This is a genomic window from Methanofastidiosum sp. (assembly GCA_020854815.1).
Taxonomy (GTDB): domain Archaea; phylum Methanobacteriota_B; class Thermococci; order Methanofastidiosales; family Methanofastidiosaceae; genus Methanofastidiosum.
Map to the genome: position 1 here is coordinate 1 of JAHKLW010000079.1, position 22603 is coordinate 22603.

The following is a 22603-nucleotide window of genomic DNA, read 5'->3' on the forward strand; positions in this document are numbered from 1 at the left end:
CATAATGCCATTTGATGGCTCAATTGCCATTGCCAATACAGCGAGATCAGCTCTTACCTCAACTTTTTTGCCTGTAAGTGTGTCAACTCCCCATACAACGACCTTATCTCCATCTTCAAATATTTTTGAAACTTTACCTCGAGTGTATAGCGCATGGTCTTCTTCTGTTGTCCTGTAATAAAACTCCTCATAGTCCTTTCCAGCGGTCCTAACGTCAATGTAGAATACATATGCGTTTCCATCGTGGACTTTGTGCTTGAAAAGCATGGCATGCTTTGCAGTGTACATACAGCATATCTTTGAGCAGTAAGGCTTGTGCTCCTCAATATCTCTTGAGCCAGCACACTGCACAAATACAACATCCTCTACAGGTTTCCCATCTGATGGTCTTACTACTTGGCCACCTGTAGGGCCTGATGCAGAGAGCAGCCTCTCAAACTTAAGACCACTTATCACATTTGGATATCTACCGCCACCGTAATCTGAGATATTACCAAGCGGGTATTCCTGATATCCAGTTGCAACAACAATTGCACCAGCGTCAACTTCGATTATTTCTTCCTGCATCTCAAAATCAATTGCCCCAATCTTACAGAACTTTTCACATATCTTGCATGTGCCCTTCTGGTAGTATAGGCAATTATCTCTATCAATTACAGGTTTATTTGGTACAGCCTGCGGAAATGGTGTATAAATTGCGGTTCTTTTTGCAAGCCCTTCCTGGAACTCTGATGGCACCTTTACCGGGCACTTAAGATAACAATCACCACACCCTGTACAAAGGTCCCAGTTGACGGAAGTAGGCTTTTTCTTTATCTTTACTTTAAAATTTCCAACGTAACCACTGACACCTACCACTTCTGAATAAGTCAAGAGCTCAATGTTGGGGTGATTAGAAGCCTCAACCATCTTTGGAGTTAAAATGCACTGAGAGCAGTCAAGAGTTGGGAAAGTCTCGGATAGTTTTGCCATCTTTCCACCTATAGATGAATCCCTTTCAACAAGGTAAGTTTTGTAGCCGCCGCTTGCAATGTCAAGTGCAGCCTGTATCCCGGCAACTCCACCACCTATAACAACAGCTTTTTTTATAACTGGAACTTCAATATCTGTAAGAGAATTATCATTTTTGACCTTTTCAACAATGCTTTTTGTAATCTTAATCGCTTTTTCTGTAGCCTTCACTTTGTCTTCATGGACCCAACTGCATTGCTCCCTAATGTTAGATATCTCACATTGATATGGATTCAATCCCGCATTTTTTGAGTTAACGCGGAATGTCTTTTCATGCAGCGTTGGGGAGCATGCCGCAACTACGACACGATCTAGTTTTTCCTTTTCAATAGTCTCCCTCATGAGTTTTTGACCAGGATCAGAGCACATGTAGATGTAAGTCCCTGCATATGCGACCCCTTCCATTTTAGATATCTCTTGCGCTACTTTTTCCACATCAACTGTTCCAGCAATGTTGGAACCGCAGTGACAAACAAAAACACCTACCCTGGGAGAAGAAGAGTTAGTATCCATTAAAAGTCATCTCTCTAATTTTGTACTATTCTTATAATTTATCTAAATTTAAATGTTTTGGTTATAGAATACCCCTATGCCAAATATTATTCAATAAATAAAAATTTTTCCGGATAGAATTGGCAATAATCTTATTTTACCGGATAAAATGTTCATTGTTATTTAATATAAATGAAAATTTGTATAATATTTTTATATTTATTGATTTTTTATGTATAAAGATTAATATTTTTTATACAAATGGCCAAATTATTATCGATATTTGTATAAACAATAATCTTTTTAAGGCGAAAAAACAATATGTATTCGGAACTCTCTTTTTCGGGGGATTAAATGATAGATGAAACCCTAGTAAAAAACACCGTGGTTGAACTTCTAAAGGACTCATCAACAAAGCTTCCTTTAGATGTCAAAAATGCCTTGGAGAAGGCTTATCAAATTGAGGAAGGGCCTGCAAAGGCCCAGTTAGAGGCTATACTGAAAAATATAAAAATGGCTGAGGAGTCATCAACTCCACTTTGCCAGGACACGGGTGTTCACATATTTTTTGTTAAGATTGGAGATGTAGGAAATCCTACACTTGAAAAAAGATTGCCCAGCATTATTATTGAAGGAGTTAGAGACGCTACAAAGACAGTGCCTTTAAGGCCAAATGCTGTTCATCCTCTAACAAGGAAAAATCCAGGCGACAATGTCGGGGATTACATGCCCTATGTTAATTATACCCCAATCGATTCTGATTACATAGAGATAACTGCGATGCCAAAAGGTGCAGGCAGTGAGAACATGTCAAAAGTTGCAATGCTAAATCCATCTGATGGATTGAAGGGAATAAAGAAGTTCGCTCTCGATACTGTCGTTGGAGCCGGATCCAAACCGTGCCCGCCCACCATTATTGGCCTTGGTATTGGCGGAAGTGCGGACATCTCAATAAAGCTTGCAAAGATGGCTTTACTCCGACCAATAGACGAGAGACATCCTGACCCAACTGTGGCTGCTTTAGAAAAAGAGCTTTTTGAAGCCTTTAATTCACTGGGCATTGGTGTCATGGGACTTGGTGGAAAGACTACAGTGCTTGGGGTAAATGCCGAGCTTGGATACTGCCATACTGCATCCCTTCCTGTTGCGATTAATGTCCAGTGTTGGGCTGGAAGGAAGGCTACTGCTAGAATTTACAGAGACGGGAGGGTAGAGCATCTGACCTACAAGAGGTGATAATATGGACAAGATATTAAATTTACCACTTGATGAAAAAACTGTTAGAGAGTTAAAGGTTGGAGAAACAGTTTATCTTAATGGAATCTTCTTTACTGCCCGAGATGAGGCCCACATGCATGCTCTAGAGTATGCAAAGGAAGGAAGGAAAATCCCCTATGACTTTAAAGGTGCGGCAATCTACCACTGCGGGCCGATAATGGCAAAAGAAGGAGATAAATGGAGGGCAGTTGCAGCCGGCCCCACAACATCAACTAGGATGAACTCTTTAGAGCCAGAGTTCATTGAGAAGTTTAAAGTTTCAGCGATAATTGGAAAAGGTGGCATGTCAAAACCTACTGTTGATGCAATGCAGAAGTTTGGATGCGTCTACCTTGCCATCACAGGCGGTGCTGCAGTTCTTGCCGCAAAGGGGATAAAGGAAGTCTTAGGCGTAGAGTGGTATGAGCTTGGGATGCCAGAGGCATTGTGGGTACTAGTTGGAGAGAAATTCGGACCTCTCACAGTTGCAATTGATGCGCACGGCAACAGCCTTTATGCTGATGTAGAAAAGGAAGTTGAAAAAAATATACCAAAGGCGAAGGAGATATTAAAAATTTAAGGTGAACTTATGGAAAAATTATCAAAAGAAGATTTGATTAAAAAGGCATCAAAACCAGCAGAAGACGCCATGAAACTCCACCCTTTTTACAAGGGAAAAATTGAGATTGCGTCAAAGGTATGTATACGAGATTTCACAGATTTTGCTATATGGTATACGCCAGGAGTTGCAGAGCCTTGCAAGGCAATTTTTAATAATAAAGAGACAGTTTTTGACCACACAAACAAAGGAAATGCAGTTGCAGTAGTTTCTGATGGTACAAGAGTGCTAGGCCTTGGTAATATTGGTCCTGAGGCCGCAATGCCTGTCATGGAGGGGAAGGCCCTATTGTTTAAATATCTTGGAGGTGTAGATGCATACCCAATTTGCCTTGACACAAGGGATCCAGACAAACTAATTGAAACTTGTAAGTTAATCAAACCAACATTTGGCGGTATCAATCTAGAAGATATTGAAAAGCCTAAGTGCTTCTTCATTTTGGATAAACTAAGGGCTGACAAAGAAATGGACATACCTGTTTGGCATGATGACCAGCAGGGTACTGCAACAGTTGAAGTTGCCGGTGCCATAAACGCACTAAAGGTTGTTGGAAAGAAACTAAATGAAGCTAATATAGTTCTAGTGGGAACAGGTGCAGCCAACATCGCAACTTCAAGAGTCTTAGTTGCAGCAGGTGCAAATAAGAAGAATATCGTTGCAGTTGATTCAAAGGGAATACTAAATGCAAATAGGGCTGACCTTGAAGCAGACAAAACAAATAATCCCTTCAAATGGGACCTATGCATCAATGCAAACAAAGAGCAGAGAACTGGCGGAATAAAAGAGGCCCTAAAAGGAGCTGATATCTGTATAGCGGCATCTAAACCCGGACCAGATACAATAAAGAAAGAAGAGGTAAGCGGGATGGCAAATGATGCGATACTATTTGCATCAGCAAATCCAATGCCAGAGATATGGCCATGGGAAGCAAAGGAGGCTGGGGTTAGAATCGTTGGAACAGGGAGAAGCGACTTCCCAAATCAGATCAACAACTCAGTGGTATTTCCAGGGATATTTAGGGGCGCCCTAGACGTTAGAGCAAGAACCATAACTGATGAGATGTGTGTTGCAGCTGCGTTTGAGATTGCTAAGACTGCTGAAGATAAAGGGCTTTCAGATGAGTATATAGTACCAAAGATGAGTGAGTGGGAAGTATTCCCAAGAGAAGCTGTCGCAGTTGGAATGAAGGCAATTGAGCAGGGCATTGCAAGAGTCAAATACAATAAAAACGAACTCTATGAAATCGCTGAAAAAACAATCAAAAAAGCAAGGGACGAAACACACATGATGATGAAGCATGGCGTTATAGAGATGCCGCCTAAATAAAAATAATTTATTTTTTTATTTAATAAACATCAAGATTAATTTATTTCTATATTCTATTATTTCCTTTTCTTTCAATTTATCAACAAAATCAATAATATCTGAATTAAAAGATTCTGCCATCATAATCATTTCAAATGTAACTTCTTTTGTAATATGAAAATCTACATAATACTGATTATCTATTCTTTCTCTTTTTGCACGTTCTAGCCTTGTTGTGTCTATGCCAAATATAGATTTTAGAAGCATTATACTGGCAATATGATTTTCAGATTTTAAACCAATTAGATAAAATAGGGCTAAAACAGAATGATACATTGAATAGTAAGTTAAAGCAATGGAATCATTTAGATTTCCTGCCTCTGCTAAAATCTTTGAAGAACTTAAAGATTCTTCAGACCTTTTAGGTAAGCATTTTTAAGATTCTCACTTGGCTCTACTATCTGAATCTTTTTCTCATCGAAAAGCTTAGCTAAAAAATCTGTTTTTATCATAGAATCTTTCAATTCCTTTTATAATGACATGATTTGCTTCGATTTCCTTAATTAATAAGTTTTCTCTATCATATCTCCCAATTTTAACGCTTAATCTTGAGTCTATTATTTCAATTTCTTTTTTTATACTGTAATCTTCTGTTTCTATATAAATATCTATATCGCTTTTTTCTGATGGCGCATCTTTAGCATATGATCCAAATAAAACTGCCATTTCGATATTTTCTTTGTCTATTATTTTCTTTATTATGCCCTTTAGTTTCGGATACTTTTTCAAAAACAACATTAGATTGTAACTCTCAGATATTATTACAAGGCTTCTCGCTTCAAGACTCTTCTTAATAAAGTAAGTGTAGTTCTTTCCTTCTACACTATAATCAACTAAATTTTCTTTGTAGAGTTCATCGAGCCTTCTTTTAACAAAAGTTTGATTTGTCTTTAGCCTTCTAGCTATTTCCCTAATATGGCTTTCTTCCTTAAGAAGTGCAAGCACTATATCATATTCGTTACAATTTTGTAACATATGTAACAAAATTATTACAATATTATTTAAATCTTTTTGTTAAACTAATCATATGGAAATGTTCGCTAAAATAAAAATTGCGATGGCACCTAAATAATAAATTTATTTTTTTATTTAATAATTCTGAACCATATTACCTAAGGCACCTAACAATTTAAGAAAAGTATATTAGTGTGTGCTTCTTTTTTTTATACCAATTAAGGTCATTCCTACAATATTATCGTTTTCTTCATTATATCTTATTATAACGCCATTTCCCAAATCCTCACTAATTGCCTTTGAGGGTTTTCCAAAACTGAGGTATAGGACATCCACTTCTTCATCGTAATCAAACTCAACGTCACTGTAAATTTTCTTTATGCCTTCAATCATATTTATTTTCTGGCTTCCCATAATATTTCTCTCTCCCTTAACTTTTTCGTTATATATGCAGTTATGATAAAGCCATCCACTTCATCTTTATAAGGAACAACTATATACTTTCCTTCTTGACCTTTTATTTTCTTTATAGATATTGATTCCCCAAAATCACCATTAATACCTTATCAGGGTGTTCAATGGTATTGAGAACTTCATCAACAAGGAAAACCATTTCTGGATGGCTTGAGGTAATATGAACCCATCTTTCTTCCGTTAATCGTATCCTATTCCCTTTATAGGATAAGGCTTCCTTCGTCAGCAATAGTGTGCATATTAAGTTAATAAAAGTTTTTATCCAACGATGGGCCGCGATATTCTGAATCACTTCTTTCCTTTTGAAAAGAACTCAATAGCTTCTTCTAGCTCTTTGTGTGACTTGGCGTATTCTCTTATGTCAATTCCTTTTTGATATGCTTCGCATGCCTGGACCAGTGCCTTTGCACCGGCTGTTGTACCTCTTGGATGTGCGTGACAACCTGCTCCCATTGTTGTGATAAAGTCAACATTTCCCATTACGTCGATAAAGGGTTTTAGTAAAGTTGGGTTTAGCCCTCCAGAGATAATTGGGCAGCACTTTTTCATGCCTCTCCAGCTGTCATCTTCTAAAATAACGTGGTGTGCAGTATCTGCCTGAGCAAGAGCCACGGCATCTTTGTCACCTTCAAATATCTTTGACCATTCCTGCTCAAAGAAGTGCCCTTTGTCTTTAAAATGCAAAATATTAACTGCAGCAACTATATCTTCTTCTGGGCTACCTTTCATCTTTCCAACACCCGCAGTTCCAGTATGGATCCCTGATGCGCCGGCAAGTCTTGCAAATTTAGAGAGGACCAATACTGAAAATCCTAAAGGATTTTCTGGCCTAGTAAAAGCGCCATGTGCCGCTCTGTGGAAGTGTATGAATACATCAGGATATTTTCTCCTTAATGTTTGGACTGCCATCCAGCCAGCTGTTATTCCATCAATTAAGAATGCGTAACTTCCAGGCTCAAATCCAGCATTTCTTATAAGTTCGCATCTTTCAATCATCGTGTCATAATCTGCAGCAGAAACATTAAAGGAGTGGACTTTTTTCTCCCCTGTTTCCTTGACCGCTTTGTCCATCGCCTCTTTGACATTCTTTACCATCTTATCATATGGACAGAAATCCTGGTTAGCCTGTGGCTCGTCATTTTTAACAAAATCTCCTCCACCTACCCAGAAATCATAGGCTGCTTCTGCATACTCTGCCGAAGTTAGTCCCATTTTTGGTTTAATAATAGTTCCAAGAATTGGCCTATCGTAGACGTTTAGATATTTTCGCATGTCATCAAGAGTATAGCTTGGCCCGTCATACTGTTCAAGCATAGCTGGAGGAAACCAGACATCAAGTAGCTTTAGTGCACTTACTTCCTTCATCCCAAGGACATTTCCAACTACATAAGTCAATATATTCTGTACATTTCCTCCCCTGTCAAACAGCCTCCATGGATAGGCGATCCAGACAAGATTCTTATCCTGATCAATTTGATAAACTAGGGCGTTCATCTCCTTTGAGAAGGGAGTTTCTGTTTTTACATTGAAATTTGTGCCTGTGGAGGACTCTGCTGCAACTTCTGCTGCCGCTTGGAGTATATTTAGGCTTCCTCCAGATAATAAATGAAAAACTCCAAGGAGATACTCTCCATTTTTAGGATTAGGCAGGTCAAAATTCACATACCCATTTTGATGTATGTTAAGTGTCTTAATTAACTGTTCTTCGTTTATTTTTTCCATAATAATCAACTGTTATTAATTATTTATATAATTTCCCCATTAAATAGAGATGCCAGACGATATAATTATTTTTATCCACCCATAAGTTTTAATAACTATAATTAGTAAATAATTGTGCCATGAGGAGAGAGATTGAACTTTGGTGGCTTCAAGCAAAAAAGGATTTTTCAGTAGCTGAGATACTTTTTGAAAAGAATCAGTATTACATGGTTGCCTTTTTGTGTCAACAATCAATTGAGAAAGGATTGAAAGCCCTTCACTTAAAGAAAAATAAAAGACCCGCTGATTTTACTCATTCTTTAGTAACTCTTGGAAACGCATGCAAAGTTCCTGATTCTCTTATGCTAATATTAAGGAATTCTACTCTTGATTTTATTATGTCAAGGTACCCGACGCTTCAGATGAACTTCCATATGAAATGTATGACAAAATTATAGCATCTCAAAGAATTGAGGGTGCAAAAGAGGTTTTAAGATGGATAGAAAAAGAGCTAGGACTCTAGAAGATCTTGTTAAACAGATAAAGGAGAAATATTCTCCTGAATTGGTTCTGTTATTTGGTTCAAGGGCAAGAGGAGACAATCTTATCACAAGTGATTATGACCTTATCGTTGTTAGTAAAAACTTTATTGGAATACCTTTCTTAACTAGGCTATTTTTGATGCAGGATTTGTGGGATGGGGAGAGACATCTAGATGCGCTCTGCTACACTCCAGAGGAGTTTGAAAGAAAAAAACAGCAGATGGGAACAGTTCAACAGGCTTCTATAGAGGGTATAGCTCTTTGAGTAATTTGGTAAGAAGATTGATCTCTTAAAAGTCTGGAAGCCTTAAAAAAACTAGAATCCTAAAGGAAGTATCCTATGCCTCTTAGAAAAAATTGTGTTATCTTTAAATATATATCATGAAAATAGATTTTAATGAAAAAATCAAATATGAGCAACAATAAACTATCGGAATTGATGGCCGATAAGGAAATTAGGATAAGCGGAGAGATAATAGTCGCTTTTCCGCAAAAAAAAGAAAGAAAATCATTCTTCAAAAAACAAGTTGATGTTGATGAAAAGAAATGGGACCAGCTTGTAGAAGGCAAGCGAAATTTTTAGCAGATTATACATAATAAAAATCTTATAGCAATACTTAAAAACATGCAATTGTAGTAATATTTATGGGAATAATAATCCATGCAAGGATAAAAGACGGAATTATTTATCCTCTTGAGAAGATTGACTTAGACGACAGGGAAGTCTTAGTTCAGATATTGAAAGAGGACGATCCCCCATTCAAAACTAAAATAAAAGCTTCAAACGAAATGGTAAAACAGATATTAGAAGAAGAATTAGATTTACTTTTATGATGGTTTTCATGAAACTTAACGAATTCATAGAAGACAATATATTTTTAGATAGTAATATTTTCATCTATTCCATTACTTCAACTGGAAACTTTAAATCGTGTAATTTATTATTAAACAAAATTAAATCTGGTGAGATTACAGGTTATATCAATCCTATTGTAATTTCTGAAGTTTATCATAAACTACTCATATTAAATGTGTCTAGGGAGTATGAAACACCAATCCATAATTCTATAAAAATAATAAAAAATAATCCCGATGTTCTTAATAAAATTGAAGGGCCTAGAAAAGCTGTTCTTGAGATATCTAAAATAGAAGATATTAAAGTTTTGGATATCAATGAAATAATTTTAGAGAACTCTTACTTATTTTTAGATACTCTTTTGATTAATGATGCGATCCATGCGGCCACGTGCAAATACTATGACATTAATAATATTGCCACAAATGACAGCGACTTTGAAAGGGTCGATTTCTTAAAAGTCTGGAAGCCTTGAATATTATTTAACTTCAAACATCAATATCCAAGACCTTTTTTAACTTCGGCCCAGTTTTTTGCTTTCCCCAAATTCATTTCTTTTAAAGACTCGTTTAATTCCTCAATTTCATCTTGCTCAATATCTTCTTCTTTTACCAAGGCGTATTTTATTTCATCGAGTTCTTCCTTTATCAAAACAATCTCATTATATATTTTTTCAAGCAATTCAGACCTTTCAATTGTAGACATAATCTCCCTCTATTAAGTGAGTTTGTCATACTATTTAATTATAACTATTTTCCTTCTTTAGTATGAAATTGAATCTAAAAGTAGTAAAAATATGTATCAGATTATCTTCCAGAAAGCCCTGTGATAATCTGCTCTGCCCTTACTAAAATGTACTGTTTCATAGTCGCGTTCTGGTCGATCATATTTTGATTAATCGCAGTAACTGTTGGTGTTGATAAAAGCAAAAATGATAGTAGCAGTATCACTAAACCTGCATACATGAAGGCGAAATTTACGGACGTTCCTATGTACCTTTTAGATAAGAAATATAATCCTACAGTTGGAACTCCTAAGACTATGGCCATTAATGATATTGCGGGAAATGCGTATATCAAAAAAGATGTGAGTAGCATTATTATACATGCCAAAGAAAGCGGCAATACCCTTTTCTTGTCTTCTCTAATTAGGTGTATCAAGTTTTGAGTGTTGTTCTTGTAATAAAGAAACATCAGGGCATACCCAATGGCTATTGCCATCACAAATATTATTGGGAATCCCTCCAGAGTGTTTGTGAACAAAAACCAGCCGCTTGAAAATTTTAATACTTGAAGTGATGATATTGTAATTACTGAGAGGGTCTTTCTACTCTTCCACCTAATTGATGGGTGGGAATAGCATAGATTTAGCCCAATTACTAGGATGTATATTATAAAGAAATTTAATCCTGAAAGGAGCGCTAGCGCCGTACCTAAAATGGCAAACAATTTGAGCAGTATTATGGATTCTTTTCTTGACATTGTGCCGTTTGCAACTGCCTTCCACCTGATCTTCATTGAGTTGTGTTTGTCTTCTTTTACATCTGTTAGATCATTGAATAGGTATATTGCACCTAATCCAATGCCAAGGCCTGATGCTGCAATTATGCATGTTAAAATGTTGTACTCTCCTCCGGCCATTGCAAAAAGTATTACGCCAAAAAGAAATTGCAAGGTGTTTTTTGGTAGATTTAATGCAGCAGAATTATATATCAGCGCTTCTCTCTTCATGAGTTCTTTCGATATGACAAGTATTTATAAATGATTTGGTTTTAAGTGAGATATTATAATAGTATCTATTCGTTAATTGATAAGGCCTCTCTTAAATAATTCAGTGCTTTTTCTCTCTCAATATCTATGATTGGACGAACAGATTCAAAATCAACATCAAATACTCGGTTATTATTCTTTATGTTAACATCTTTTCTATTGTTTAAGTCAAACTTATCTAGTAAGGTTTCAATTCTTGAATACATTGAAAAATTTTTAACTGTTCTCTCAAATACAATGAAAGGCCTTTCCAATAAAATAGAAAATATAGTGCCGTGATAAGAATCGGTACAAACTAAACTTGCTGAATTAATATAATCTATAAATTCACTTGGTCCTATAATATAAGTTTTTGAGTTTCTAGGGTTATTTAGATTAATGATTTTTAGATTGTTATTTTTTGCAATATCTTTTATTTTTAGTTTTGCATTTTGATTTATATCGCCTATAAAATACGTTAAAAGATAATTGCAACTAGGTTTGTGCTTTGATTTTTTCCCAATTGCTAACCACTTATTTTTAGTAATCATAATTGTTGGGTCAAGTGTAACTATTACATCTTTACCTGTTAATTCTTTAACAATACTAGCTCCATCTTCTTCCCTAACGGAGATCCTATGCATTTCAGAAAGCCACAATCTATAATTCTCAATATAGATTGGAGGTATTCCAGATAATCCAAAGCTGGCCGAATATGCTACTCTTTTGTTTTGGGAGGCAAATGTTAAGAAGTATATAGGCGATCCGTTTGTATAAAACGGATTCCAAATTTGATCACTGCCGGCAATAAAGTAATCATATTTATCATCTAAGTTTTCTGGAATATTACTCTCAGAAAGGATATAATTTGTTTCTTTTATATAATATAATGAAAAGTCTTTAAACGTTTTTATCCTTTTTTCTTGATTTGATTTATTCTTCACCTTATTTAAATAAGTTGAGGTTAATAAAAGAATTTTTTTAAATGCCTTAAGATTTAGTCCACTTCTGCGAACCTTACTTGCCATTGCAATTATCTTTTTGATCCCTTTTGTTTTATTTATTTTTGAATTTTTGGGGGTATGATCAACAAGAATAGTTTCTACAAAAAATCCTAAGGATGAAAAAACTTCTTGTGTGGCATAGTTCTGTAACCTGTTTCCGTAATTTGTATATCCATTTAGTGTTATTATGGCTATTTTTTTCATGTTTATCGACTTTATTAGATATATTTAATAGGATCTATATAATGTTTGATTTACGCAACTTTTTATAAGTGAGATTGAATAACTTAGAGTTTAATCCTACATAGGTACATTTTTCTACCAAACGATCAAATGAAACCTTTTCCAAATCTTTAAAAAATATCTTTCTTTTAGGGCTGTATTTAACTGATTCCTTAGCGGATGAATTAAATGCTATTGCTTTATTAATGTCAACGGCCTTGTAAATAGTTCTTTCTTTAAGTTTATTGAAGATTAGTTCGCCTTTATTGCTATTTATAAAAATAAGTGACGTTCCTCTATCATCGTCCATATCGGGGAGTAGATTTTTTATTCCCCAAAAATCTGCAAGCGTGATGTCACTTTGCCTGTGTAATGTTTTAAAGTTGCATGAATAGCAAGAGGGTCTTAAGCATAAATTGTTTAAGAATGCCTTCATAAATGGATCGTTTCTATGTATCTCTTCGTATTTTAAATCGTTTTCAAATAAAATTGATATGGAAAAGTTTTCCCAGCCTTTTGTTTTTTGTCTAAATGAAATTCTAAGTGGTGGCGCGCCGAAACGTTTTTCTTGGTATGCAATATATTTTTGCAACACAAGTGGAGAGGGGACTCCATGGCAAATGATATCAACAGATAATAAGTTATCGTAATCCTTACCCAAGTAAGACTTCAAACCCGCAATCTGGCATGGAGTTCCAGAGTATAGGACTTCTATTCCTTGTTTAAGAAAATACTCTGCCTCTTTATAGGTATTGCCAACTTTACTTTGAACATATTTTGAACCACGAAATCCTTCGAGATTTTGTTTTTTATCAACATGACTATGTAAGGCCTTAAAATGATTATCAAATCCAGATCCAAAAACAACGCCTTTTTTATCAATTACATATTCTGCAATCAGTGTAAATAGGCCCCCCGAAGAACTCTGGGACCTTATAGTTTCATCTTTGTTAATACATGCATATGCACTTGGATTATTTTGAACTTTTACAGGATTTATGATGGGGCATACTTTAAGACATAGATTGCATTTTTTACATTCTTTCACGTTGCAATTAGCATAAATAAAACCTTCGGCATCATTTTCCATAGTAATGCATTTTTGTGGACATGCGTTGAAACAAGCATGACATCCAACACATTCTTTTTTATTATCTAACATTTAAGCTTCCCCATAAAACAAAACATGTTTTAAATGCGGCTTTCAATACCATATAGTTTGATATCATATATAAAATTATATCTTTCAAAACATTTGGAAGGAAACATGAAAAATATTACTATTCTACACCTATAATCTTAAAAAATAGAGATATTTCGATTATATGGGACAAATGAGCGAGCACAAACTTTTTGCACAGAGGGCGGGTTTAATCAGCTTTACTTATGTTATAATCTATCTCATGAGAATATTACTTGTACCTATTCTAACAAAAAATATGCCTATTGAAGAATACGGCACTTGGGTTCAAGTAAATGCAACTCTAGCATTAATTCCCCCATTACTTGGGCTTGGATTACCATTTGGGCTAGTAAGATTTTTACCTTCTAATAAAAACAAGAACGATTTGCAAGAAGGATTTTATTCTGTATTTTTTGTTGTTATATTGGTAAGTGGAATAGCTTCTTTCCTATTTTTATTCTTTTCAAAACCTTTGGCCATGATTTTATTTGATAATAATATAGAAGTAGCAACGATAATCCCAATAATATTCTTTATTGAGTCCCTAATAAATATACCAATAAGTTTATTCAGAGCATTGCAGAAAATTAAAAGGCACTCAATTTTTTTAATTCTTGATATGGCTTTTACAGTTTCTTTTGCTTCGTATTTTATTCTTTTAGGTTATGGAATATTTGGTGCTGTATCTGGCCTTTTAATATCTAAGATACTGGTACTCGCCGGAATGATGATTTATGTATTAAAAGATATTGGATTTATTTTTCCAAAATTTATTAATTTAAGAGAATATCTTAATTTTAGTATTCCTATGCTACCAAATAATTTTTCAAATTGGATATTAAACTCAAGTGATAGGTATGTAATAACTATTTTTTTAGGAACTGCTTTTACTGGATACTATGCCCCAGGGTATACTGTGGGGCACTTGATCTCAATATTCTCTGCTCCATTATTTTTTCTTTTGCCGCCTGTGCTTTCCAAGTACTATGACGAAAAAAAGTTTAATGAATTTAATAAGGTTCTAAGATATTCCACAAAATACTATCTATTAATTGCTATACCTTCTGTTTGTGGACTATCGATACTATCAAAGGCTATCCTGAGAATTCTTACCACCCCTGAAATTGCTAATATTGGATATTTGATTACCCCATATACTGCAGTAAGTTATCTTTTGTATGGTTTACAAGTTATGATTGGATATATATTAATGGTTGAGAAAAAAACTAAGATAATTGGAAGTGTAATGTCCATATCTGCAATTATGAACCTAGGGCTAAACATTATTGTAGTTCCAATAATGGGTATTGATGGGGCTGCATTAACAACTTTAATTTCATTTATTTTTGCCTTCTTGATAATTTTATACTGTTCATCAAAAGCAAAATTATTTAGATTTGATATTGGGTTTATAATGAAGAGTGTAATAGCATCTATTATTATGTCTCTTATGATTATTTATCTAAATCCAGTTGATATATTTCCATTGATACTTTCAATCTTTTTAGGGGCCCTACTTTATTTTGGAATTATTATGGGATTAAAAGGAATCAAAAAAGAAGAGATAAAGTTTTTCTTAAATTTAGTCTCAAAATAAGATATTATTATTCTAATAAAGGAAATAATATAAACAAGTTATTAGTCAGTATTTCTATGAAAAAAGTGGTACACCTTTCTATAAGGCATCCATTACACGATCACAGAATTTTCTATAAAGAATGTACTACATTAAAAAATAATAATTTTGAAGTATACTTAATTGTTCCTCATGAGAAAAATGAAGTCCAAAATGGTATAAATGTGGTAGCTTTGAAAGAGTACCCAAAAGGAAAAGATAATTTACTCAAAAATATTCCTAGAACTCTTTTGTATTCTTTGAGAATTAATGGAGATTTGTACCATATTCATTGTCCAGAATTGGTACCTATTGGCATTATACTTAAGATTTTTAGAAAGAAAATAATTTATGATGTTGCAGAAAATTTTCCGGCTCAAGTTTATCAAAGAAATTGGCCGAATTTCCTAAAAATATTTGTCTCTAATTTGTTTAGATTTTATGACTACCTTGGATTAAAATTATTTGATTCGATAATTGCGGCTGAGCCAATAATATATTCTAGATTTCCACCTTCTAAGACTACTTTAATACGAAATGTGCCAATATTAAAGATGATCGATGATGCTAAACCTATCCATTTATCTGATTTTTCGATAATATACGTTGGTGGTTTAACTAGATTAAGGGGTATAAAGGAATTAATTGAGTCTATAGAAAGTTTTGGAGGAAGTGTAACTTTATTATTAATGGGAAAATGGGAAAGAGGATACATGGAAGAATGTGCAAAATTAAAAGGTTGGAATTATACAAAATATCTTGGGATTAAGCCTTTACAAGAAGTTTATCCTTATATTAAAGGATCCAAGATTGGAATGGTGACAATTTATCCAATGCCAAATTATACAGAAGCTTGGCCTGTAAAAGCATTTGAGTATATGGCTTGCTCTTTACCTACAATTATGTCAGATTTTGACTACTGGAAGGAAATATATACTAAAGTCGCAATATTCATAAATCCTAAAAATCCAGAGGACATAGCTGACAAAATTAAAATATTGGTCGAAAATAAAGAATTAAGAGAAGAATTAGGAAAAAAAGGAAGAAAATTAGTTGAAACAAAATACAATTGGGAAAAAGAAGCAGAAAAATTAATCGAGTTATACAAGGAGTTATCATAATAGTATATATGTGTTATATGCCACTTCTAGAAATTGTCACTTTTATATTTGATTATTCCCGATAATTATAAAAGATTAATTAAATACTTAATTTTTAATGAAAATAGCCCACCTCTCAGTTAGGCACCCCGCTTCAGATACACGAGTCTTCCACAAAGAATGTAAGATTTTAGATAAATTTGGATATTCAGTTTATTTAGTAGTTCCTCATGAAAAAGATGAAGAGATAGATGGAATAAATATTGTAGCTCTTCCATTACAGAAAAAAAGATTGAAAAAAATTTTTATTAATATTCCCCTTACCCTTGTCAAAGCTTTGAAATTAAATGCAAAGATATATCATTTTCATGATCCAGAATTAATACCTGTTGGAATTATATTAAAAATATTCAGAAAAAAAGTAATTTACGATATACATGAAGATTACTATTCTGATACTTTTGACAAAAATTGGCTAGGGGTACTCAAAAGACCTGTAGCCATATCACTTTTGATTTTACAAAAAATTGCTTTAAGAATATTTGATTATATTATAGCCGCAGAACCAAAGATTGAATCTAGATTTAAGAGTAACAAAACAGTATTATTGAGGAATTTTCCAATTTTGTCGATGGGAAATATATCAATCAATCCTAAAAAGAATAAAGATACGTTTACAATAATTTATGTTGGGTGGTTAACAAGAAATAGAGGCATTAAAGAAGTAATAGAATCGTTAGAATTTTTGGAAAAAGAAATTGAATTAATTCTACTTGGAAAATGGGAAGAAGGGTACAAAGAAGAATGTGAAAAACTGAAAGGGTGGGCTAAAACAAGATATTTGGGATATAAATCGCTTGAAGATACTTATTCTTATATTAATAATTCCAATTTAGGCATTTCTGTTTTATATCCTATTCCCAACTATCTATACTCTCTCCCTGTTAAAGCTTTTGAATATATGATATTTTCATTGCCAATAGTAATGTCAGATTTTTCATACTGGAAAGAAATTTATTCTGAATGTTCTTTATTTGTTAATCCTTATGATCCTAAAGATATTGCTGAAAAAATCAATATTTTGTTGGAAGATAAACATCTTAGAGAAAAACTTGGAAAAAGAGGAAGAGAATTAATAGAAACAGAATATAACTGGGAGAAAGAATCTGAAAAACTAATCCGGGCATACAAGGATTTATCTTAAAAGGAGAAATCATATTTACTAGCATAAGTATTATCTGAATATTTAATCAGAGGAGAAAATTTTGAGTAAAATTCTATTTGATATAGGACACCCAGCAGATGTGCACTTCTTCAAGAACCTTATATGGGAGATGGAAAAGAAAGGACACGAAATACTAATTACTGCAAGAAAGAAAGAAAGTACATTCGAGCTTTTGGATTATTACAACTTTGATTTCATTGGCTTAGGAGAAAATAAGAAAGGCCTAATAAAAAAAGCAGTTGGATTGGCACAAACAGATCATATGCTTTACAACATTTCTAGAAAGTTTAAACCCGATATTCTTACAGGATTTGCAAGCCCTTACGTAACTCATGTTGCGAAACTAATAGGAAAAAAATCAATTCTTTTCAATGATACGGAACATGCTTCTTTGAACAATAAACTTTCAATACCCTTTTCGGATTATTTCGTGACTCCCTCTTGCTTTATGAACGATTATGGAAAAAAACATATAAAATTCAACGGTTATAAAGAGCTTGCATACTTGCATCCTAAATGGTTTAAAGAAGAAAAGAATGTTTTAAAGGAATTAGATCTTGAGAAAAAAGAATGCTTTTATTTAGTGAGGAGTGTATCATGGGAAGCGAGTCATGATGTTGGGTATAAAGGCATATCAAAAGAAGAACTAAAGAAATTGATTAAACTTTTAGAAGAGCATGGGCGAGTATTGTTGAGCTCTGAATCAAAGGGCAAATTATTCAAAGATTATGAAATCAAAATACACCCAGCAAAAATCCATACATTAATGAATTACTGTTCGTTATATGTTGGCGAAGGCGCTACAATGGCAACAGAAGCCGCTATTTTGGGTAAGCCTAGCATATACATCTCTCCCCTAGTAGGGACGATGGGAAATTTTATAGAACTAGGGGAATATGGGCTTCTTTTTTCGTTTAAGACATTTAAGGAATCATTTGATAAAATTCAAAATATATTAAAAAGTGATTTTTCAAAAGAATGGGGCCAAAAGAAAAATAAAATGTTGAATGAAAAAATCGATGTCACATCTTTTATGATAAACTTCTTCGAAGGAAAAATATCTCAAAAACAAGAATAAAGTTAAATGTAATTAAACCTTATGTATAAACTAAAAATAATGAATATAGGGAGTACATAGGCAGAAAAATTACAATTTTAAGTATATTTACTTTAATAAGCATAATAGGGATAGTTATATTCCAGATAAGTATACAAGGAGATCCAATTTTATTGGGCCTTTGATTCGTATTGGGCACAATAGGCCTAATTATATCTATAGGTGTTGGGATATACTATAAACAGCAAGTTCTTAATTTAAATATAATGGGATAAATCCTAAAGACACCCTACACCCTTGTATGTAAATCCTTTTTCGTTCATTTCATCTTTATTGAAAATCCTTCTACCGTCAATAACAAGGGGATTACTCATAAGTTTTCTTGCTTTTTCTAAATCAATATCTTTGAATATATTATGTGATGTCATCACCACAAAAGCGTCAGCACCTTTTAATGCTTCATACATATCCTTAGAATAAGAAACTCCAAATGATTTAATGTATTTTTCATCGACATATGGGTCAACGACTGTTACAATAGCCCCCCTTTTGACTAGTTCAGAAACAAAGTGCTCAACAGGAGTTTCCCTGACATCACCAACATTTTCTTTATAGGAAAATCCCAATACGGCAACTTTTGAATTCTTAACTGATCTCTCCATATCGTTTAAGGCATCCCTCAAAAGCTCAAAGATGTGATGTGGCATATAGTCATTAATCTCTCTACCTGCAGTAATCACCTTTGAGTGGTATCCGAATTCTCTAGCTTTTGAAACGAGATAATACGGATCAACTGGCAGACAGTGCCCACCAACTCCAGCCCCAGGGTAGTAAACATTGAAGTTCCACTTTGTGCTTGCAGCCTTAATTACTTCAAGGACGTCAATCCCCATCTTCTCAAAAATCAGTGCAAGCTCATTCATTAATGCTATGTTCAAATCTCTCTGGATATTTTCAATGACTTTAGCTGCCTCTGCAGTCTTGATATCGCTCACCGTGTCTATTTGTGCTTTAATAACATATGAATAGACATCTTTTGTTATCTCTGCCCATTCTCTTGTTATGCCACCAACTACCCTATTCACATTATCAATTGTATGTTTTGTATCCCCTGGGTTGTATCGCTCTGGGCAATAAGCAAGTCCAAAATCTATCCCGGCCTTGAGACCAGAGGATTCCAATATGGGTTTAACAATATCATCAGTTACACCAGGATAGACCGTTGATTCTAAAATAATAAGTTGTCCTTTTTTTAGGGTTTTTGAAATATCCTCTGCAGCTGAAATTACATACGATAAATCCGGCTCCTTATCTTTTGTTATGGGTGTTGGGACTATAATCAAGACGATATCACTATCTTTAACTGCTTCAATTGTATCATTTGTGCAGTGGAATTTATTCTGCTCAACTACATTCTTTATCCTATCATCCAAGCCAAGCTCATTTAGATGTGAAACGCCTTTGTTAAGGCCGTTGACAATCCTTACAACTTTGTCCACACCATACACTTTGAAGCCTTTTTCTGCAAAATAAACGGCTGTTGGGAGTCCTACATATCCTAATCCTATAATAGAAATAACTGCTGTCTTATTCTTAATCTTCTGCTTTAGCGTTTCCATAAAGACCACTTAGTAATGATAATTTGTATAATTCATAATTTAAAATTTAATTTATAATTCTATCCAATAGATTAGAAATCGGGTATTTTAGGCATATTTCTCTTGTGCTCACTTTTTTCTATCATCTCTTCAATCTTTGTTTTTACCCCTTCACTTACAGTCTTTCCTTCGATATAGTTGTCAATCTCCTGGTAAGTTACCCCAAGCTCTCCTTCATCTGTCTGGCCCTTCCAAAGGCCTGCAGAAGGCGGCTTTTGAATTATTCTCTCAGATACCTTCAAAGTTTTTGCAAGAGAATAGACATTTCTTTTTGTCAGATTTCCTAAAGGAAGTAGATCGCACCCACCATCGCCATACTTTGTGAAATAGCCAAGCGTTAGCTCACTCTTATTCCCTGTGCCAACAACAAAATAGCTTAATTTATTAGCATAGTAATATAGTGTTGTCATTCGAAGCCTTGGCTTGATATTGGCAAGGGATAGATCCCTATCATCCCTCATGTGCCCAAATGATTCGAGGAGCGTATTGTATACCTTATCTAAATTCACAGTTTCATATTTTAGGCTAATCTCCTTTGCAACGGATTTTGCATCATCGATGTCGGCTTTATTGCTGTGGCAGGGTATTATAAGACCAAGAGAATTATCTGGAAAAGCCATCTTGCACAGGTAAGCTGTGACGGTAGAATCAATGCCGCCGCTTAATCCAAACACAACGCCTTTCCCACCACCAGAAATAACTTCATTTTTTAGCCAGTCTGAAAGCCTTGACGAAAGCTCGCTAGTCAAACTTTACCTCCATGTCTTCCTTAATGATGTTTAGAACAATCGAAGTAGAAACACTTTCAACATAATCAATTGATTGCATCCACCTGGTAAACCTTTCCAAGTGACTGCTGTTATTAAATCGTGCAATTATTATTGCGTCATATCCTCCAGTAACATCATAGACTGCAACAACATTGTTTTCAGCCTTGATCTTATCCTCTACTTCTTTTAATTTTCCTTTAGAAATGATGAGATGCATTATAGCTGTAAAGTCGTACCCACATTTTTCTGAATCTAAAACCGGCATGTACTTTTTTATAATCCCTGCATCCTCCATGGCCTTGACCCTCAAAGATATGGTCGTTATAGAGTGGCCTAACCTTCTCGCTATCTCAGAAAAACTCGTCCTTGCGTCCTGATTTAAAATCTTAAGTATACTTATATCAAGACTGTCCATACGTATTGGATAATCTTAAATTGTTAATAAATCTTTTGATTTTTATGAAGAAAATATTCATCTTGAAAGCGTCAAAGGCAAAAACTTCAAAGGATTTCTTGCTAAACGACCTGCCTGGTGACGGTGGCAGGATGGACATCGTCGCAAGGTGTGTAAACTCAGCTTTCTTCCTGTCACACGATTTAAGGAGGGATACAGAGTTTATTGTAGTGCTGGAAGGTGAACCTAATCCTCCAGTCACTTTAAGATTTGTCGGAAGTAAGCTAAGATATCTAAGCCCCGATGAGCGCTGCACAGGTGGGCTCATAAAGAAAGCTTTAGAAAATGTGACAGAAAAGGAAACAGAATCTACACCCGGTATATTCGTATCAAAGAAAAGTTTCACTCAAGTCATAAATGAAATTGATTGTGAAATAATCTACCTTCACGAAGAAGGGGAGGATATCCAAAGCTTCGATACCTCCTCAGATAAAATTTGTTTTGTGTTGGGGGATCATATGGGTCTTTCAGAAGAAGACGAAGCATTATTGAAAACTGCAAAACGAGTTTCAATATCGCCTATGGTACTCCATGCCGACCACTGTATAATAATAGTACATAACGTTTTTGATAGAAAAACTTATAAATAAGAAAAATCAATTACCAATGATGTCAGACGATAACATAGAGAATATACTAAAGTCATCGCTATGGATGGTCCTACTGACGATTCTAATGATATGGGCACCTGTGGTAGGCCCTATTGTAGCAGGCATTGTTGGAGGTAAAAGATCCAGGAGTATCAAAAATGCTATCGCCTCATTTTCTCTATGTGCGTTGATTGTCTTTATCATATTTCTTGTAATATCCTTTATCATAGGTGATTTCCTAGAGCCGGGCATTGTCATGAGGATTCCATTTACAGTTCCAAGAGGGACAAAATTATACATGCTTATTACTGCCGTCCTCTATATCTATCCGATATTCATAGGTGCAATCTTAGGAAGCGCCCTTACAGAAGATGGCATTAAGTTCCCTAAGTTTGAAAGGCCAAAGCCAAGAGAGAGAGAATATTACGAAAAGAGGTACTACCCTGAAGAAAGATACGTCCCAGAAACTTATCTTCCGATGGAGCGACCTAGAGGTCAATACGACCCTTACTATGACAACTATCCTGTGCCCCAAAGACCCCAGATTCCATCACTTCGCGTCAGAAGAGAAGGCTACTCTTGCGAAAGATGCGGGAGACCACTAATTAGGACAGAGGTAAGTGACAAGGGAAAAAGAGAAACAGTCTATAAGTGCGACACATGCCAGATTATGTATGACCTTGTTTAGGCAATAGCTTTTCTAATT

Annotated in this window: 26 protein-coding genes; 14 read left to right on the forward strand and 12 right to left on the reverse strand. The window is 34.6% G+C overall.

Translation table 11 applies throughout. The features are described from left to right. A partial coding sequence (locus KO464_09575) for a CoB--CoM heterodisulfide reductase iron-sulfur subunit A family protein (protein MCC7573614.1) occupies positions 1 to 1524 on the reverse strand: 1524 nt, incomplete at its 3' end. A gap of 333 nt (positions 1525 to 1857) precedes the next feature. Between KO464_09575 and KO464_09580 the strand changes: the two genes are divergently transcribed. Genes KO464_09580 through KO464_09590 form a run of 3 tightly spaced genes read left to right on the forward strand, consistent with a single transcriptional unit; the run spans position 1858 to position 4705 of the window. Beyond that, the gene (locus tag KO464_09580) at positions 1858 to 2739 is read left to right on the forward strand and encodes a fumarate hydratase (GenBank protein MCC7573615.1); all 882 of its coding nucleotides are present in this window, start codon (positions 1858 to 1860) and stop codon (positions 2737 to 2739) included. Between the two features lie 4 nt (positions 2740 to 2743). Beyond that, positions 2744 to 3340 (forward strand): FumA C-terminus/TtdB family hydratase beta subunit, encoded by a 597-nt coding sequence (locus tag KO464_09585; GenBank protein MCC7573616.1) that lies wholly within the window; start codon positions 2744 to 2746, stop codon positions 3338 to 3340. Between the two features lie 9 nt (positions 3341 to 3349). Continuing rightward, a complete protein-coding gene (locus KO464_09590) occupies positions 3350 to 4705 on the forward strand; it encodes an NADP-dependent malic enzyme (GenBank protein ID MCC7573617.1) in 1356 nt (451 codons plus the stop codon). Positions 4706 to 4720: 15 nt separating this feature from the next. On the opposite strand, the gene KO464_09595 is transcribed toward KO464_09590, so the two are convergent. The 4 genes from KO464_09595 to KO464_09610 form a co-directional block, all read right to left on the reverse strand. Then, positions 4721 to 5074: a DNA-binding protein gene (locus KO464_09595; protein ID MCC7573618.1), complete on the reverse strand. Its 354-nt coding sequence runs from the start codon at positions 5072 to 5074 to the stop codon at positions 4721 to 4723. Positions 5075 to 5170: 96 nt separating this feature from the next. Continuing rightward, entirely contained in the window at positions 5171 to 5719 is a 549-nt protein-coding gene (locus KO464_09600; protein ID MCC7573619.1) for a nucleotidyltransferase domain-containing protein, read from the reverse strand. 168 nt (positions 5720 to 5887) lie between these two features. Then, positions 5888 to 6112: a DUF2283 domain-containing protein gene (locus KO464_09605; GenBank protein ID MCC7573620.1), complete on the reverse strand. Its 225-nt coding sequence runs from the start codon at positions 6110 to 6112 to the stop codon at positions 5888 to 5890. A gap of 348 nt (positions 6113 to 6460) precedes the next feature. Beyond that, complete coding sequence (locus KO464_09610; protein ID MCC7573621.1) at positions 6461 to 7894, reverse strand: ribulose-bisphosphate carboxylase; 1434 nt, start codon at positions 7892 to 7894, stop codon at positions 6461 to 6463. Positions 7895 to 8013: 119 nt separating this feature from the next. Here KO464_09610 and KO464_09615 point away from each other — a divergent pair, with 119 nt between their 5' ends. The 5 genes from KO464_09615 to KO464_09635 all read left to right on the forward strand — a co-directional run bounded on the left by KO464_09615 (position 8014) and on the right by KO464_09635 (position 9746). Next, a complete protein-coding gene (locus KO464_09615; GenBank protein ID MCC7573622.1) occupies positions 8014 to 8331 on the forward strand; it encodes a HEPN domain-containing protein in 318 nt (105 codons plus the stop codon). 37 nt (positions 8332 to 8368) lie between these two features. Further along, a complete protein-coding gene (locus KO464_09620; GenBank protein ID MCC7573623.1) occupies positions 8369 to 8680 on the forward strand; it encodes a nucleotidyltransferase domain-containing protein in 312 nt (103 codons plus the stop codon). A gap of 132 nt (positions 8681 to 8812) precedes the next feature. Beyond that, the gene (locus tag KO464_09625; protein MCC7573624.1) at positions 8813 to 8998 is read left to right on the forward strand and encodes a hypothetical protein; all 186 of its coding nucleotides are present in this window, start codon (positions 8813 to 8815) and stop codon (positions 8996 to 8998) included. Positions 8999 to 9060: 62 nt separating this feature from the next. Further along, a complete protein-coding gene (locus KO464_09630) occupies positions 9061 to 9249 on the forward strand; it encodes a hypothetical protein (GenBank protein MCC7573625.1) in 189 nt (62 codons plus the stop codon). A gap of 8 nt (positions 9250 to 9257) precedes the next feature. Beyond that, positions 9258 to 9746, forward strand: coding sequence for a PIN domain-containing protein (locus KO464_09635; GenBank protein MCC7573626.1), 489 nt, complete (start codon positions 9258 to 9260; stop codon positions 9744 to 9746). A 20-nt stretch (positions 9747 to 9766) separates the two neighbouring features. On the opposite strand, the gene KO464_09640 is transcribed toward KO464_09635, so the two are convergent. The 4 genes from KO464_09640 to KO464_09655 form a co-directional block, all read right to left on the reverse strand. Then, positions 9767 to 9976, reverse strand: coding sequence for a hypothetical protein (locus KO464_09640; GenBank protein ID MCC7573627.1), 210 nt, complete (start codon positions 9974 to 9976; stop codon positions 9767 to 9769). A gap of 101 nt (positions 9977 to 10077) precedes the next feature. After that, complete coding sequence (locus tag KO464_09645; protein ID MCC7573628.1) at positions 10078 to 11001, reverse strand: UbiA family prenyltransferase; 924 nt, start codon at positions 10999 to 11001, stop codon at positions 10078 to 10080. A 65-nt stretch (positions 11002 to 11066) separates the two neighbouring features. Further along, on the reverse strand, positions 11067 to 12227 hold the full coding sequence (locus tag KO464_09650; protein MCC7573629.1) for a polysaccharide pyruvyl transferase family protein: 1161 nt from the start codon (positions 12225 to 12227) through the stop codon (positions 11067 to 11069). Positions 12228 to 12261: 34 nt separating this feature from the next. Continuing rightward, positions 12262 to 13407 (reverse strand): Coenzyme F420 hydrogenase/dehydrogenase, beta subunit C-terminal domain, encoded by a 1146-nt coding sequence (locus KO464_09655; protein MCC7573630.1) that lies wholly within the window; start codon positions 13405 to 13407, stop codon positions 12262 to 12264. A gap of 163 nt (positions 13408 to 13570) precedes the next feature. On the opposite strand from KO464_09655, the gene KO464_09660 reads away from it, so the two are divergent. The 4 genes from KO464_09660 to KO464_09675 all read left to right on the forward strand — a co-directional run bounded on the left by KO464_09660 (position 13571) and on the right by KO464_09675 (position 18446). Next, the gene (locus KO464_09660) at positions 13571 to 15025 is read left to right on the forward strand and encodes an oligosaccharide flippase family protein (protein MCC7573631.1); all 1455 of its coding nucleotides are present in this window, start codon (positions 13571 to 13573) and stop codon (positions 15023 to 15025) included. A gap of 56 nt (positions 15026 to 15081) precedes the next feature. Beyond that, positions 15082 to 16164 carry a glycosyltransferase gene (locus tag KO464_09665; protein ID MCC7573632.1) on the forward strand — a complete coding sequence of 361 codons (1083 nt, stop codon included), beginning with the start codon at positions 15082 to 15084 and terminating at the stop codon, positions 16162 to 16164. Positions 16165 to 16261: 97 nt separating this feature from the next. Next, complete coding sequence (locus KO464_09670) at positions 16262 to 17347, forward strand: glycosyltransferase (protein ID MCC7573633.1); 1086 nt, start codon at positions 16262 to 16264, stop codon at positions 17345 to 17347. Between the two features lie 61 nt (positions 17348 to 17408). Further along, positions 17409 to 18446: a DUF354 domain-containing protein gene (locus KO464_09675; GenBank protein MCC7573634.1), complete on the forward strand. Its 1038-nt coding sequence runs from the start codon at positions 17409 to 17411 to the stop codon at positions 18444 to 18446. Between the two features lie 257 nt (positions 18447 to 18703). On the opposite strand, the gene KO464_09680 is transcribed toward KO464_09675, so the two are convergent. The 3 genes from KO464_09680 to KO464_09690 all read right to left on the reverse strand — a co-directional run bounded on the left by KO464_09680 (position 18704) and on the right by KO464_09690 (position 21268). Continuing rightward, positions 18704 to 20044 carry a nucleotide sugar dehydrogenase gene (locus KO464_09680; protein MCC7573635.1) on the reverse strand — a complete coding sequence of 447 codons (1341 nt, stop codon included), beginning with the start codon at positions 20042 to 20044 and terminating at the stop codon, positions 18704 to 18706. A gap of 71 nt (positions 20045 to 20115) precedes the next feature. Further along, complete coding sequence (gene nadE, locus KO464_09685; protein ID MCC7573636.1) at positions 20116 to 20832, reverse strand: NAD(+) synthase; 717 nt, start codon at positions 20830 to 20832, stop codon at positions 20116 to 20118. Beyond that, positions 20825 to 21268, reverse strand: a complete 444-nt coding sequence (locus tag KO464_09690) for an Lrp/AsnC family transcriptional regulator (GenBank protein MCC7573637.1) — start codon at positions 21266 to 21268, stop codon at positions 20825 to 20827. Before KO464_09690 ends, nadE begins: the two co-directional genes overlap by 8 nt. A 44-nt stretch (positions 21269 to 21312) precedes the next feature. Here KO464_09690 and trmY point away from each other — a divergent pair, with 44 nt between their 5' ends. Beyond that, entirely contained in the window at positions 21313 to 21897 is a 585-nt protein-coding gene (gene trmY, locus KO464_09695) for a tRNA (pseudouridine(54)-N(1))-methyltransferase TrmY (protein ID MCC7573638.1), read from the forward strand. 19 nt (positions 21898 to 21916) lie between these two features. Next, entirely contained in the window at positions 21917 to 22585 is a 669-nt protein-coding gene (locus tag KO464_09700) for a hypothetical protein (GenBank protein MCC7573639.1), read from the forward strand. Positions 22586 to 22603: the final 18 nt, after the last annotated feature.